Raw genomic sequence first — 14,283 nt, forward strand, 5'->3', positions numbered from 1 at the left:
ATTTGTAATTTTGCCAATCTCATAAAAGAGTTTGATTTAATGAAGGACAAGAGAATATTGTTTGTATCATCAGAAGTTGTTCCGTATTTACCAGAAACAGAGCTTTCTTCAACCTCATTTAATGCAGCAAAAAACGCCCATTCTAAAGGCGTTCAAACCCGAATTTTTATGCCAAGATTCGGAGTTATCAACGAAAGAAGACACCAATTGCACGAAGTAATTCGCTTATCAGGAATGAATCTTGTGGTGAATGATGTTGATATGCCTTTGATTATTAAAGTTGCTTCTATTCCAAAAGAAAGAATGCAAGTTTATTTTATTGATAACGAGGAATATTTTAAAAGAAAAGCAGTTTTTACTGATGAAGATGATCAGCTTTTTCCTGATAATGACGAAAGAGCTATATTTTTTGCAAAAGGTGTTGTTGAAACCGTAAAGAAACTCAACTGGGCACCAGATATTATTCACGTTCATGGTTGGATGGCTTCTATGTTGCCCATTTATTTAAAAGAATATTACAAAGAAGAGCCACTTTTTACGGAAAGTAAAATAGTAACTTCACTTTATAACGGAGGTTTTGATGGTAATTTATGTGAAGATTTTGCAAAAAAAGTTTTTTTTGACATCAAAGACAAAAAAAAGGTTGCACATTTGGAGACACCAAATTACGTGAATATTTTAAAATGCGCCATTGAAAATTCAGATGCTGTTGTTCATGGTAGTGAAACAATCCCAACAGAATTGTCCGAGTTTTTAAAAACTCAAAAGGTTCCTGTTTTGGGATATGAACTTGAAAACCAAAGAGACGCGTATTTAAAGTTTTATACTGATTTAGTGTCAGGAAGTTAATTATTTTGAAAGTGAAGAAAATTATAATAAGAGTTAGTTACATTGCTATTTTAGTTGGTTTTATTAGTGTAATCATTTCATGTGAAAAAGATTTTACAGATATTGGTTCAAATGTAATTACCAACACAAAATTTGATACAGATGGAATTTTTGTTGATATCGAAGTTGAAAATAGTCCTTTAGAAAAAGTTCAATCAGATAATATCTCCAGACAATTAAGTCAATATTTATTGGGAGTTTATGCAAATCCAAATTACGAAAAATTAGAAGCATCAATTATTGCTCAAATTTCTATAGCGAATGATTTGACTGTTATCAATGAAACTTTTGGTGCTGACACTACTGTGGTTACTACAATTGACACGGTTTTTATCAAATTACCATACCAAGTTCGTTTGGCAAATGCAACAGATAAAAGTTATCAATTAGATTCAGTTTTTGGTGATGCATCAAAATCATTTAGTTTGAATGTGTATAGATCAAATACCTATATCAATACTTTTAATCCTATTGATCCAACAAAAATCAATAGTTATTTTTCTAATGCTACTTTTCAAAAAACGGGATCAGAGTTAAATGCTCAGATAAACTTCCCCTTTAAGCCTTCAAAAGCTGACACGGTTTTAGTAATTAATAGAAGACTTTCAAACAACGCTATTTATAGAAAAGATACGTTAAAATTTTCAATATCAACGGCTAATACTATTCCCATCCCTTTTGCAAGAATACCATTAAAGAAAGATGTTTTCAAAACACTTTTTTTAGATAAATATGGTTCTGGAGAATTTGCTTCTCAACAAGCTTTTAACGATTATTTTAGAGGAATTATTTTAGAAGCAACAGGAAATGAAGGGTCTTTAACATCTTTCAATTTTGATAATGCAAACACCAATTTAAGACCCTCAATTGAAGTTTATTATACAAATACGATTTTAAAATCAGGAACAACGATTGTTGATACCATCTCAAAAAACGATAGTTTTTCTATGAATGGTTTTAAAATCAATAAATTCAAAATGGAGGATAGAATATATCCATCAAATAATGAAATTAAAATTCAAGGAACTGCAGGAAGTGAAGCAACAATCAATCTTTTTGGGGCTGACTTAGATAACAATGGAATTGCTGACAAAATAGAAGAATTACGCGCAAATAATTGGTTGATTAATGATGCAACTTTGACTTTTTATATCAACCAATCTATAGATACTTCATTTGTTCCAGACAGATTGTATTTGTATAAAAGTGACAAATCCTCAGGTACAGAAGTTACTAGTCAAATAAAGGACGCAATTTCTGAAGCTTCTTTTGGAGGAATTAGCGGATTTATAGTAAGAGATTCTAATGGTAGAAAAGAAAAATATCAATTCAAAATCACAGATTATATTTCTGATTTGGTGAATGGAAGAAGTAATTATTCACCAACATTAAAAATAAAAACACACAATCCAACTGATACTCCAAATTCTGAATCAGATTCAATTTTTAGAAATTTTAGTTGGAATCCAAAAGCGGTGACGCTTTTTAATCACTCCCCCATAAATGGCGCTAAAAAAGCCACATTGAAAATATCATATTCAGAAAGAAAAAATTAACCAAATATGTGTGGAATTTCAGCTTACATAGGCTACAGAGAAGCTTATCCAATTGTGATTAATGGTTTAAAAAGATTAGAATATCGAGGTTATGATAGTGCAGGTGTGATGATTTATGATGGAGAGAAAATGCAACTTTCAAAAACAAAAGGAAAAGTTTCTGATTTAGAAGCAATCATCGATAAAGACCCAAAAAGAAAAGTAGGTAAAATTGGAATGGGTCACACACGTTGGGCAACTCACGGGATTCCAAATGATGTAAACTCTCATCCACATCTTTCTCAATCTGGAGATTTAGTGTTGGTTCACAATGGAATTATAGAAAATTATGATACCATTAAAAAAGAACTTATAAGAAGAGGATACACTTTTAAAAGCGATACTGATACTGAAGTTTTAGTAAACCTTATTGAAGAAGTTAAGAAAAATGAAGATTGTAAGTTAGGAAAAGCAGTGCAACTTGCTTTAACAAATGTTGTTGGGGCCTATGCTATCGCTGTTTTTGATAAAGACAAACCTAACGAATTAATTGTTGCAAGATTAGGAAGTCCTATTGCTATTGGTGTTGGAGAGGATAATAATGAATTTTTTGTTGCATCAGACGCATCTCCGTTTTTAGAATATACTAAAAATGCCATTTATTTAGAAGACGAAGAAATGGCAATCATCAGACTAGGAAGACCAGCAAAAGTTCATAAAATTTTTGATGATACTTTAGTTGATCCAATCATTCAAGAGTTGCAGTTGAGCTTAGAGCAAATTGAAAAAGGGGGTTATGAACACTTTATGCTCAAAGAAATTCATGAACAACCGAAAGCAATTACAGATACCTTTAGAGGAAGAATGTTGGCTGATGAAAATATCATCAAAATGTCAAGTGTTCAAGACAATTTAGATAAATTTTTAAACGCTAATAGAATCATTATTGTTGGTTGTGGAACTTCATGGCATGCAGGTTTGGTGGGAGAATATTTGTTTGAAGATTTAGCAAGAATTCCTGTAGAAGTAGAATACGCATCAGAATTTAGATATAGAAATCCTATCATTACAGATAAAGACGTGGTCATTGCCATTTCTCAATCTGGAGAAACTGCAGATACGTTAGCAGCAATTAAATTGGCAAAATCCAAAGGTGCTTTTGTATATGGTGTTTGTAACGTTGTTGGTTCTTCAATCGCAAGAGAAACTCATGCAGGTGCTTATACGCATGCAGGACCTGAAATTGGGGTTGCTTCAACAAAAGCTTTTACGACTCAAATTACAGTTTTAACGTTGATTGCCTTAAAATTAGGTGAAGCTAATAAATCGCTTTCAGAAGAAAGATTCAAAAACTACATTCAAAAAATGCAGTTGATTCCATCTCAAATTCAAAATTTATTGAACATTGATAGCAAAGTAAAAGAAATTGCAGCTATTTATAAAGACGCAAAAAACTGTTTGTATTTAGGAAGAGGATTCAATTTTCCAGTAGCTTTAGAAGGCGCTTTAAAGCTAAAAGAGATTTCGTATATTCATGCAGAGGGATATCCAGCAGCAGAAATGAAACACGGTCCAATTGCATTGATTGATGAAAATATGCCCATTTTTGTAATTGCAACTAACAAAGGTCATTATGACAAAGTAGTGAGTAATATTCAAGAAATTAAATCTAGAGCAGGTAAAATCATTGCTGTAGTTACTGAAGGAGATGTTACTGTAAAAGAAATTGCAGATCATGTTATCGAAATTCCCGATACAGAAGAAGCGTTAACTCCTTTATTAACCACAATTCCTTTCCAATTATTGTCATATCACATTGCAGTGATGTTAGGTAAAAATGTGGATCAACCAAGAAATTTAGCGAAATCAGTTACAGTAGAATAATTGTTTTTTACGATATATAAAAAATCCAGCTAAAAGCTGGATTTTTTTGATTATTCTTCAACCATTATCGAAATTGGTAAACTATATGTTACTGTTACAGGCATTCCTCTCTGTCTTCCAGGTTTCATTTCTGGTAAAGAAGTAATAATTCTAACAACTTCTTTTTCCAATAATGGATGTGGAGCTCTTGCATTAACAGTCCCAATTTTTCCTTTATTATTGATTTTAAAAACCACATAAATTTTCTTTTTTCCAGGTGACAAACCCAATTCTTGAGTCAAAGCAGGATCAAAGTTTTTTCCAAAAAAAGCAGTTACTTTATCAGAAAAACATTTTTTAAGTTCAGCATTGTTTCCTTTACATCCAGGAAAAACTGGCACATCTTCAATCAATACAAAGGGAATATCTTCAATGATTTCTTCTGTTTCTCGTACTTCTACAATTTCAGTATTTGATTTAAAAACCGCTGTTTTTTCATCAGTTTCAGTTGATTCAATTATTGACTCTTCTATCTTTAAATCATCTTCAACAACTTTTATTTGCTCCATAATTACTGGTGCAGTTGGTGGAGGAGGAGGTAACTCTTGTTGTAATACAATTGGAATTTCTTCTTTCATTTCCTCGGTCATATTAACCATGCCTAATCCATTCGTATTATCTAAATCATAAGACTTAAATTCCATCATAAAATTGATAATTGCCAAAGCTAATACCAATCCAATTAGAAAGAAAATTTTGCTGTAATTTTCTATGACAACTCTAGGTTTTTTTTTAACATCAATCATGACTAATTTTATTTTAAGTTTTTAAAAGCTAGCAATTTTTTTAATTACTATTTCTTATTACAAATCATTATTTCTTAGAAAACAACCCTTGTAATAAACTAGGATAAAATTAGATTGATTTAATGGCTTAAAATATGACTTTCATCATATCTTATCGTGAATTTTGATATGATTTCCATCATTCCAAGATGTCAAAATTTCTAAAGCTACAGAAGCTCCACTTCCAGCAGCTATGGCAAATTGACTTGGAAAACCTGCAATTGTACCACAACAATACAACCCTTTTTTGATGAGATGATTCTCGTTTTTTAGTTGAATTCTGTCTTTTTCAAGAGATGATTTTTGATGTGGAATTATAAACCCTTCCAAACCTTCAATGGTAAATGGTTTTGCATAGTTTAAAGCAACCACCACAAGTAAAGATTGATAATCGTTTTTGTTGGTTTTAATGAAATAAGTTTCACCAATTTGTTCAATTGAAATCACTTTTTCATTCTCAATTTGCATCACATCAGGATATAAATTTTTTAACTGTTCTTTGCCTTGAATTAGGATGTCTTTTCCAAGAGAATTTGGTTGTAATCCCAATACATTATTGAAAAGCGCATTTTCTAGATGAGACGCTCTTTGATGCATAACAATTCCAATTTTCTTATTCAATGCAAAAGGTTTGCTTTTTGCTGCGCCTAAAAGTAAGGCACATTGCATTCCAGAAACGCCTCCACCAATTATTAATGCATCAAAAATCATTTAAATAAACAGCGCTTTGATATTATGAGCAAATAATTTTACAGCAATAGCCAAAAGGACTACACCAAATATTTTTCGAATAATTTGAATTCCAGATGGACCAATAATTCGTTCAATTTTGTATGAAGTTTTCAAGACAATATAAATGACAATAACATTTAGAAAAACAGCAACTATGATGTTTTCAAGTTCAAATTCAGCTCTTAACGAAAGCAACGTAGTTAAACTTCCTGGACCTGCAATTAATGGAAAAGCCAAAGGAAAAACAGTCGCTGTTAGGTTTTGAGAACTTCCATCATCTTTGTATAAAGTGATTCCTAAAATCATTTCAAGTGCAATAAAAAATAAAATAAATGATCCTGCAACTGCAAAAGAATTGACATCAATACCAATTAATTTCAACAAACTTTGACCTAAAAACAAAAAGAAAATCATGATGAAAGCAGCAATCACAGATGCTTTTCCTGATTGAATATGACCTGCTTTTTTGCGTAAATCAATCACAATAGGAATGTTTCCAACAATATCAATAACCGCAAACAAAACCATGAATGCTGTAAAAATTTCTTTAAAGTTAAAGTTCATAACGAATTGTTTAAAATCGTTGCAAAATTAGACAACTAAGTTTAGCAAAGTGTAAAAAAATTGAAAAAAATAGGCTTATTTTTGCAGTATGTTTCAATTAGGAAAAACAATCGTTTCTGAGGAGATTTTTGAAAAAGACTTTGTTTGCAATCTTGCTGCTTGCAAAGGTGCTTGTTGTATTGATGGTGAAGCAGGTGCTCCTTTAGAAGAAGAAGAAACTAAAATTTTAATGGAGATTTATCCAAAAGTGAAACCTTTTTTACGGAAAAAAGGGATAGAAGCCATTGAAAAAAAAGGAACTTTTGTCATGAATGAATCTGGAGAATTTGAAACACCCTTGATTGATAATGCTGATTGTGCGTATGTAATTTTTGATAAAAAAGGGACAGCACTTTGCGCCATTGAAGAAGCCTATAACCAAGGAGAAGTAACTTGGAAAAAGCCAGTTTCTTGTCATTTATACCCCATAAGAGTGAAAGATTATAGCGAATTTGCAGCTGTAAATTATCATAAATGGGAAATTTGCGATGATGCTTGTACTTTAGGAAAAGAATTGCAAGTGCCTGTTTATAAGTTTGTGAAACAAGCTTTGGTTCGTAAATTCGGTCAAAATTGGTATGATGAATTGGAGAAAGTTGCGGAGAAACACTTAAAAAACCGGGATTTTTAAAACTACTCTTGTTCCTAATGAATTTTTAAAATCATCTTCTAAATCTTTGTAAATTATTGTATAATCATTTTTATATGATTTTACAAAATTACTAAGCCTATTCTTTGTTAGGTGTATTCCAATTGACTTTCGTTTTATAGACTTTTCTAATTTTATTTTTTCAGCAGCTTTTCTACCTATTCCATTATCTTCAATAGAAATAACTATATGTTTATTGTCTTTTTTATCAATAGAAATAAATATTTTTTTATCTTTTTGTTTTGTTGATAAACCATGCCAAATAGCATTTTCTAAGAAAGGTTGTAAAATTAAAGGAGGAATTTTTATGGTGTTCAATTTAATCTTTTCATTAATGATTATTTGAAAATCTATTTCGTTAGAAAATCGAATGTTTTCAATTGATATATATAGTTCAATAGTTTCTAATTCTTCTTGTAAAGTGATTTCTTTACTATTGGAAGCTTCTAGAATTTTTCGAATTAGTTTTGAAAATTTTGTTAAATAATGAGCCGCATTTTTTGTTTCATTATTAATTATATAGTGTTTTATTGAGTTTAAAGCATTAAAAATAAAATGAGGATTCATTTGAGAACGTAGAGAAATCAGTGCTAACTCATCAATTTTGTTTTTTAGTTTTATTTGTTCTTTTAATGATGAAATTTGTTTTTGCATTTCTATATTTACCTGATGTTTTAATTCTTCGTTTTCAGACATTTTTTTTACTAAAACAGTATTAGCCTTATCTAGTTCTTTATTTACAAGTTGTTGTTTGTAGCCAATTGCAAGTGTAAAAAAGATGTTTTCTAAAATAGCTCCAAAATAAAACAGGTAAAAATATTTATTAGAATCTTCAACAGATATATTAATAGATTTATAAAATAATATTGAGGTTAATAAATTTAAAGAAATAATGCCCAATATAATATGAAATTTAATACCAGTTTTTGTTCTTAATATTAAAGGGATGCTTAATAGAGTTAAGATACTAAAAACAGGAAAAACTAATGTTAGGTAAATAAATCTCATCAGTCCTTGATATAGGAACTCATCTATAAAAATAGCTGAGCAAATAGCCACAGATGTTATGATAATTATCCATTTATTTATGATATAAAAAGAATAAAATTCTTTTTTAAAATTTAAAATTGATAATACAAATAATGAATAAAATATTATTGAAAATGTTTGAAAAGGAAAATGTAATACTTTAAATAAATAGGCATTATTTATAAAAAAATCTTCAAAAAAAACATTATCTATTCTTCTTAACGTTGGTAAAAAACAAAACAAAGCAAATAAACTGTAATACAAATAATATGGTATTTTATTTTGAAAATAAAGTACTAAATGATAAATGCTTAAATAGCCTAAAATACCTATAAAAAGTATTCCTATTCCGTTTTCATTACTATTTTCTAAAATGGTTTTAATGATGTTATTTTTTAATAATGGGATTATAATTTATCTAAAAAGTCTGTTTTTCTTTGTCTTGAAACAGGAATTTTTATGTTGTTTTCTAAAATTACATAGCCATCTGTTTTTAAAAATTCTTTGATTTTATGAAGATTTACTATATATGAATTATGAATTCTAAAAAAAGAATCTTGGGGTAATAGTTCGTTAATTTCTTTAAGTTTTTTAGTAACAACAATTTTCTTTTGATTGTCTAAAAAGAACGTAGAATAATTTCCATCAGAAATAACGTAATAAATATCATCTGGTTTTAAAAAAATTAATTTTCCATCTGAGGTTATGGTTATTTTTTTATTGAAAAGTTTGTTGTTAAATTTTATTAAAATATTCTCAATTTTTTCAGCATTAAAATCTTTAAATAATTGGTTTTTTATTTTAGTAATTGTTTCTTTTAAATCATCAGAATCTATTGGTTTTAGTAAATAATCAATAGCATCTTTTTTTAATGCTTTAATAGCATACTCATTATAAGCAGTTGTAATTACTACAAAAAAATTTCTTTTATTAATTTTATCTAACAATTGAAAGCCATCCATACTAGGCATTTCAATATCTAAAAAAAGGCAATCAAAAGTATTGTCATTTATATAAGACAATGCTTTTTCTGGCTCCGAAAATGTAGCAACAATTTTAACTTCACTTTCAAAATTATTAAGTTCCCAAGCTAAACTTTGTATTGCTTTTGGCTCATCATCAATAATAACTGCTTTTATCATAAAACTTAATTTCATCAAATTTAAAAATTATTTATAGAAACTTCTTTTAAAGTTGTGCAAACTGCAATTTTTTAAACATAAAAAGATATAATTGATACATCAATAACAATTCTGAATTTACAAATAGATTATTTACCAATTGTACAAAATTTATAACCAACCATACAAATCAGCTTTTATTTTTGATCCTCATTAAACAAATTTGTTTAAAAAAAATTATTAACTCTAAAAATTACTCTATGAAATTTTCAAAAGTTTTAATTTTAAGCTGCCTTACAATAGGAGTTTCAAATTCTATAAATGCTCAATTATTAAAAAGATTAAAGGAAAAAGTAGAACAAAAAATTGATAACAAAATAGACAAAGAAACAGACAAAGTAATTGACAAAGCTTTAGATGAGAAAAAACAAAACTCTGAAACTTCAGAAAAAGTAAATCTTCCTTTAGTAATTACTTTCACTAACAGCATACATATAGAAATTTCTAATTCAGCAGATAACCAGGTTATTGAAATGATAGTCCTTACAAGCGATGATCCAGAAATTTATGGAGTAATTGCAACTAGCCAAGAGCAGAATAATGAGGCAAATGTTATAACAGTAGTTTCAAAAAAAACAACCACCACTTTTATTGAAACTGCAGGCATGAAAATGAAACAATCCTCTTCTTCTATTCAAATGCCAACAGATTTTTCTATGAACGATAAATTACTTAAAGACACAAATTTTGAATACAAAAAAACAGGTAATACCAAAATAATTTTAGGCTATGTGTGTGAAGAGTATGCAGTAAAATATACGATTGATAATGAAAATTCATCTAGTAGTTTTTGGGTAGCCAACAATTTTCCTTTAAAAAACAAAACAATTCCTTTTTTGGGTATGTATGCAAATAATCCTCATATAAAAGGATTTGTGTTAGAGTTTAACACCAAAACCCAAAACCAAAACACCACTGCTAGAGTAACAAAAATAGAAGATAAAACCACAAAAATTAATACAAACGAGTACAAATCAATTGGAATGTAATCCTTAAAAACTACAACTATGAAAACAAAGTTTACAATTTTAATGTCATTAATGTTTTGGAATCTAATTATTGCACAGTACCAGTTTACACTAGTTGATGATATTAATCCTGAATCAGGAAACAGCTTTCCTAAGTTTCCAATTGAGACTAATGGATCATTATATTTTAATGCTACAAATAATAATCAAGAAAAATTATACAGAACTACCAATGGAACTAATGCTGAACTCGTTTCGGATATAAATGGTACAAGCGGCTATGATCCCATTCCTTTTGCCGCAATCAACAATAAACTATTGTTTTTTGCAACAACATCTGCTGCAGGAACAGAACTTTTTGTTACAGACGGTACTAACTCAGGAACTTCAATTTTAAAGGATATTTATCCTGGTGATACTGGAATATTATCAAATTTTATAAGAGATCAATTTGCTGTTCTTAACAGTGAATTATATTTTTGGACAAAAGGACAAGATAATAAATATTTCCTCTGGAAAACTGATGGTACTACCACAGGTACATTACAGATTACTCCAGATAACGACGGTTTCTTTTATCCGTCTGATGTTATGATTGTATATAATAACATGATTTATTTTGATGCTCGAAAAAATTCGTTTGACAATTATAATAAGTTATTTCGAACAGATGGCACAGCCTCAGGAACAGTTTTATTTCAAGATATCCCAATAACAATTAATACAGAATCTAATCCTACAGATTTCATTGTTTACAATAACTTATTGTATTATAGTGCAGGTAATGACAATGGGGCATTTGGCAAAGAATTATGGCGTACGAACGGAACAGTGGATGGTACAGAATTGGTCGCTGATATTTTTCCTAACAATATCACAAATACTAGTAAAAGTAGTAGCCCAGCTCATTTTATCATTTTTAATGATGAGCTTTATTTTAGAGCAAAAGGATTTAGTACAGAGGGCAATCAATCTATTGGTAATGAGCTTTTTAAATACAATCCTAATGATGGTGTCGTTTTAGTAAAAGAATTTTATCCTGGAACACTAAGTGGAATAGCGACAGGAAAACCATTTTTTATCATGGATAATATTCTCTATGTAATAGCAAGAGACGGAAGCACAGGAGTATTTGAAGAATTGTGGAAATCGACTGATGGAACAACATCAGGGGTTTCAAAAGCTATAACTTTGAGCAGTCTAGGCGTTGGAAGTGGAGGTTTTAGTGAAGTTCTTCAATTTGATAATGGCATTGTACTGAACGACAAGTTTTATTTTGTAAATGTTTCCTCATTATGGGTAACAAAAGGTGATAATGCATCAACAGAAAAATTAACTAATCCAATTAATATCTTCGATTTTTCTATTCCAAACTTAAGTGATTTTAGAAATAGTAATATAATTTTTAATAATGAACTTTATTTTGCAGGTAGCAATAACCTAGGAGTTGAACTATGGAAACTAACTGATAATAGTTTATCTACAAACGAGCATAATAATAGTATTACTCAAAAACTAAACATTTTCCCAAACCCAGCATCTAACATAGTTATTATAAAAATGGATGATGAAATAGAAATTGAAAATGTAGAAATTTATAATTTATTAGGTAAAAAAGTTTACACTCATAAAACTAGTAATCAACAAAATACAGAAATAAATATTTCAAACCTTTCTAAAGGAATGTATTTAGTGAAAGTAAAAGTGAATAATTTTATTATTTCAAAAAAATTAGTAGTACACTAACTGAAATAGAAAAATATTTTTCATGTAAGCATCCATTTTATGGATGCTTTTTTTATGGCATATTATTTGGTTTAACAAAGTTTTAACATTTTAAACCTTTACTTATGAAAAACCTAAAAAAATCACCTAGAAAACAATTAGAAAAATTTTCAACTATTTTCACACAATTAGGACTTGTTATAGTCTTGTTTGTGGTGTATGTAACTTTAGAGTATCAAGCTGAACAAAAATCGGTAGCGAGCAAACCTGAAAAAGACTTTCAATATGTTGTTTTACAGCCAGAACAAGAAATTATGTATCAAATAGAAAAGAAAATAGTTCAAAAAACAGCACCAATTAAGCATCAAAAATTGATTCTTGATCAAGAATTTAAAAAAGTGGATGATAAAACAGATGAGACGATTACTGTTTTACCAAAAAACCCAGAACCTAACTCATTTGATATAAACAACATAGTTACTGTTGATGAACCAATTGATGATGAACCAGAAATGGTTGATTATGTAATAATCGAAAATGCTCCAATTTTTAAAGGTTGTGAAGGCTTATCAAAAGTGGAAAATAAAAAGTGTTTTGATAAAAAAATGAATCAATTTGTTCAAAGAAATTTTGATTCGCAACTGGCAACTGATATTGGCTTGAGATCAGGAAAATATAAAATTTATACACAATTTGTAATCGATAATAAAGGCAATGTTGTTGATATTCAAATTAGAACTCCTCATCCAAAGCTTACCAAAGAAACTCAGGAATTGATCGAAAAACTTCCCAAATTTACTCCAGGAAAGCAAAGAGAAAAACCTGTAAAAGTGAGATATACTTTGCCAATTTCTTTTCAAGTAGATTAAAAAATAAACCCAACTTTTAAGTTGGGTTTTTTAAAATTCCGTACTTTTGATATTATGAAAATCAATCAATATCTTGACGCAACTTATTTAAAAACACCACTTCAAGCAGGAATTTCTGAGGAGGAAAATCTTATAAACGTAACAATTCTTTTAAAAGAAGCTGTTCAGTTTGACTATAAATTGGTGATGATTCGTTCAAAATACGTTCTATTTGCAAAACAGTTTTTGAAAAACAATCTTTCCAAAACCTTGGTTGGCACTGTCATTGGTTTTCACGAAGGAACGTATTCGTTAGCAACAAAATTAGAAGAAGCGAAAAGCGCTATAGATTTTGATGTTGATGAGTTGGATTTTGTCATCAATTATGAAGCTTTTAAAAATGGCGAAATCAATTTGGTAAAAGAAGAAGTTTTGCAGGGCACTAAATTGTGTTTAGAAAACCAAAAAGTAGTAAAATGGATTATTGAAGTTGCCGCTTTAAAAGAGGATGAAATAGCAGCTATTTCAAAACTCATTAAAGAAATTGTTTTAGAAAATTTTGGCTTGGAAGCTGCCCAAAAAGTATTTGTAAAATCATCTACAGGATTTTATAAAACCGAAAACAATCTTCCAAATGGAGCTACTTTTGAAACCATGAAAGTCATCATTGAAAATGCAAAACCGCTACAAATAAAAGCTGCAGGTGGTGTTCGTGATTATGGAACTGCTGTGAAAATGATTGAAATTGGCGTTGATAGAATTGGTACTTCATCCTCTAAAGAAATTTGTACAAACGAGTCATCCTCAAAAAATTCAAACTATTAATATGGATTATTTTGCACACGAAACAGCTGTGATTGATGCTGATTGTATCATCGGAAAAGGCACAAAAATTTGGCATTTTAGTCATATTATGAGTCATTCAACAATTGACGAAAACTGCAATATTGGTCAAAATGTGGTTGTTTCATCAGAAGTGATTCTAGGAAAAAATGTAAAAGTGCAAAATAACGTTTCCATATACACAGGCGTGATTTGTGAAGATGATGTTTTTTTGGGACCTTCCATGGTTTTTACGAACGTCATCAACCCAAGAAGTGCCATTAATCGGAAAAATGAATACCAAAAAACGGTAGTAAAAAAAGGTGCTACAATTGGCGCAAATGCCACTATTGTTTGTGGAAATAACATTGGTGAATTTGCTTTTATTGGTGCTGGTGCAGTTGTTACGAAAGAAGTGTTGCCTTATGCTTTGGTGGTTGGAAATCCGTCAAAGCAAATTGGTTGGGTGAGTGAATTTGGACATACGTTGCAATTTAATGAAGATGGATTTGCTGTTTGCAAAGAAAGTGGTGAAAAATATCAGTTGAAAAATGGACGTGTTTTTAAAATGTAAAAAGCCGAGAATTTCTCGGCT

General features: G+C 29.5%; 14 protein-coding genes. 9 read left to right on the forward strand and 5 right to left on the reverse strand.

All coding sequences use genetic code 11. The features are described 5' to 3' along the window. The first annotated feature begins 39 nt into the window (after positions 1 to 39). The 3 genes from IU405_RS07295 to glmS are packed head-to-tail and all read left to right on the forward strand — an operon-like array spanning position 40 to position 4,307. Positions 40 to 849, forward strand: coding sequence for a glycogen/starch synthase (locus IU405_RS07295; protein ID WP_197437949.1), 810 nt, complete (start codon positions 40 to 42; stop codon positions 847 to 849). A gap of 11 nt (positions 850 to 860) precedes the next feature. Beyond that, positions 861 to 2,444: a DUF4270 domain-containing protein gene (locus IU405_RS07300; protein ID WP_197437950.1), complete on the forward strand. Its 1,584-nt coding sequence runs from the start codon at positions 861 to 863 to the stop codon at positions 2,442 to 2,444. A gap of 6 nt (positions 2,445 to 2,450) precedes the next feature. Beyond that, a complete protein-coding gene (gene glmS, locus IU405_RS07305) occupies positions 2,451 to 4,307 on the forward strand; it encodes a glutamine--fructose-6-phosphate transaminase (isomerizing) (protein ID WP_197437951.1) in 1,857 nt (618 codons plus the stop codon). Between the two features lie 50 nt (positions 4,308 to 4,357). Here the strand turns inward: glmS and IU405_RS07310 are convergent, their stop codons facing one another. The 3 genes from IU405_RS07310 to IU405_RS07320 all read right to left on the reverse strand — a co-directional run bounded on the left by IU405_RS07310 (position 4,358) and on the right by IU405_RS07320 (position 6,427). Beyond that, on the reverse strand, positions 4,358 to 5,092 hold the full coding sequence (locus tag IU405_RS07310; RefSeq protein ID WP_231749595.1) for an energy transducer TonB: 735 nt from the start codon (positions 5,090 to 5,092) through the stop codon (positions 4,358 to 4,360). Between the two features lie 144 nt (positions 5,093 to 5,236). Beyond that, entirely contained in the window at positions 5,237 to 5,842 is a 606-nt protein-coding gene (locus IU405_RS07315) for an NAD(P)/FAD-dependent oxidoreductase (RefSeq protein WP_197437952.1), read from the reverse strand. After that, complete coding sequence (locus tag IU405_RS07320) at positions 5,843 to 6,427, reverse strand: MarC family protein (protein ID WP_197437953.1); 585 nt, start codon at positions 6,425 to 6,427, stop codon at positions 5,843 to 5,845. 88 nt (positions 6,428 to 6,515) lie between these two features. Here IU405_RS07320 and IU405_RS07325 point away from each other — a divergent pair, with 88 nt between their 5' ends. Then, a complete protein-coding gene (locus IU405_RS07325) occupies positions 6,516 to 7,097 on the forward strand; it encodes a DUF3109 family protein (RefSeq protein ID WP_197437954.1) in 582 nt (193 codons plus the stop codon). Here the strand turns inward: IU405_RS07325 and IU405_RS15805 are convergent. Both IU405_RS15805 and IU405_RS07340 read right to left on the reverse strand, forming a co-directional pair. Beyond that, positions 7,077 to 8,558, reverse strand: a complete 1,482-nt coding sequence (locus tag IU405_RS15805; protein WP_317193356.1) for a histidine kinase — start codon at positions 8,556 to 8,558, stop codon at positions 7,077 to 7,079. The two genes, IU405_RS07325 and IU405_RS15805, sit on opposite strands and share 21 nt — an antisense overlap. Continuing rightward, positions 8,552 to 9,286, reverse strand: a complete 735-nt coding sequence (locus IU405_RS07340) for a LytR/AlgR family response regulator transcription factor (protein WP_197437955.1) — start codon at positions 9,284 to 9,286, stop codon at positions 8,552 to 8,554. Before IU405_RS07340 ends, IU405_RS15805 begins: the two co-directional genes overlap by 7 nt. A gap of 239 nt (positions 9,287 to 9,525) precedes the next feature. Between IU405_RS07340 and IU405_RS07345 the strand changes: the two genes are divergently transcribed. The 5 genes from IU405_RS07345 (at position 9,526) to IU405_RS07365 (ending at position 14,262) form a co-directional block, all read left to right on the forward strand. After that, entirely contained in the window at positions 9,526 to 10,314 is a 789-nt protein-coding gene (locus tag IU405_RS07345) for a hypothetical protein (protein ID WP_197437956.1), read from the forward strand. Positions 10,315 to 10,332: 18 nt separating this feature from the next. After that, a complete protein-coding gene (locus IU405_RS07350; protein WP_197437957.1) occupies positions 10,333 to 12,039 on the forward strand; it encodes a T9SS type A sorting domain-containing protein in 1,707 nt (568 codons plus the stop codon). Positions 12,040 to 12,143: 104 nt separating this feature from the next. After that, entirely contained in the window at positions 12,144 to 12,887 is a 744-nt protein-coding gene (locus IU405_RS07355) for an energy transducer TonB (protein ID WP_197437958.1), read from the forward strand. 54 nt (positions 12,888 to 12,941) lie between these two features. Continuing rightward, on the forward strand, positions 12,942 to 13,691 hold the full coding sequence (deoC, locus tag IU405_RS07360; RefSeq protein ID WP_197437959.1) for a deoxyribose-phosphate aldolase: 750 nt from the start codon (positions 12,942 to 12,944) through the stop codon (positions 13,689 to 13,691). 1 nt (position 13,692) lies between these two features. After that, complete coding sequence (locus IU405_RS07365) at positions 13,693 to 14,262, forward strand: acyltransferase (RefSeq protein ID WP_197437960.1); 570 nt, start codon at positions 13,693 to 13,695, stop codon at positions 14,260 to 14,262. Positions 14,263 to 14,283: the final 21 nt, after the last annotated feature.

Source organism: Polaribacter sp. BAL334, from assembly GCF_015767435.1.
Taxonomy (GTDB): domain Bacteria; phylum Bacteroidota; class Bacteroidia; order Flavobacteriales; family Flavobacteriaceae; genus Polaribacter.

Bases quoted from the DNA above. Each gene is read 5' to 3' on its own strand.
- IU405_RS07315 (WP_197437952.1), bottom strand. From the start codon at position 5,842: ATGATTTTTGATGCATTAATAATTGGTGGAGGCGTTTCTGGAATGCAA.
- IU405_RS07310 (WP_231749595.1), bottom strand. From the start codon at position 5,092: ATGATTGATGTTAAAAAAAAACCTAGAGTTGTCATAGAAAATTACAGC.
- glmS (WP_197437951.1), top strand. From the start codon at position 2,451: ATGTGTGGAATTTCAGCTTACATAGGCTACAGAGAAGCTTATCCAATT.
- IU405_RS07350 (WP_197437957.1), top strand. From the start codon at position 10,333: ATGAAAACAAAGTTTACAATTTTAATGTCATTAATGTTTTGGAATCTA.
- deoC (WP_197437959.1), top strand. From the start codon at position 12,942: ATGAAAATCAATCAATATCTTGACGCAACTTATTTAAAAACACCACTT.
- IU405_RS07355 (WP_197437958.1), top strand. From the start codon at position 12,144: ATGAAAAACCTAAAAAAATCACCTAGAAAACAATTAGAAAAATTTTCA.
- IU405_RS07345 (WP_197437956.1), top strand. From the start codon at position 9,526: ATGAAATTTTCAAAAGTTTTAATTTTAAGCTGCCTTACAATAGGAGTT.
- IU405_RS07340 (WP_197437955.1), bottom strand. From the start codon at position 9,286: ATGATAAAAGCAGTTATTATTGATGATGAGCCAAAAGCAATACAAAGT.
- IU405_RS07320 (WP_197437953.1), bottom strand. From the start codon at position 6,427: ATGAACTTTAACTTTAAAGAAATTTTTACAGCATTCATGGTTTTGTTT.
- IU405_RS07365 (WP_197437960.1), top strand. From the start codon at position 13,693: ATGGATTATTTTGCACACGAAACAGCTGTGATTGATGCTGATTGTATC.
- IU405_RS07325 (WP_197437954.1), top strand. From the start codon at position 6,516: ATGTTTCAATTAGGAAAAACAATCGTTTCTGAGGAGATTTTTGAAAAA.
- IU405_RS07295 (WP_197437949.1), top strand. From the start codon at position 40: ATGAAGGACAAGAGAATATTGTTTGTATCATCAGAAGTTGTTCCGTAT.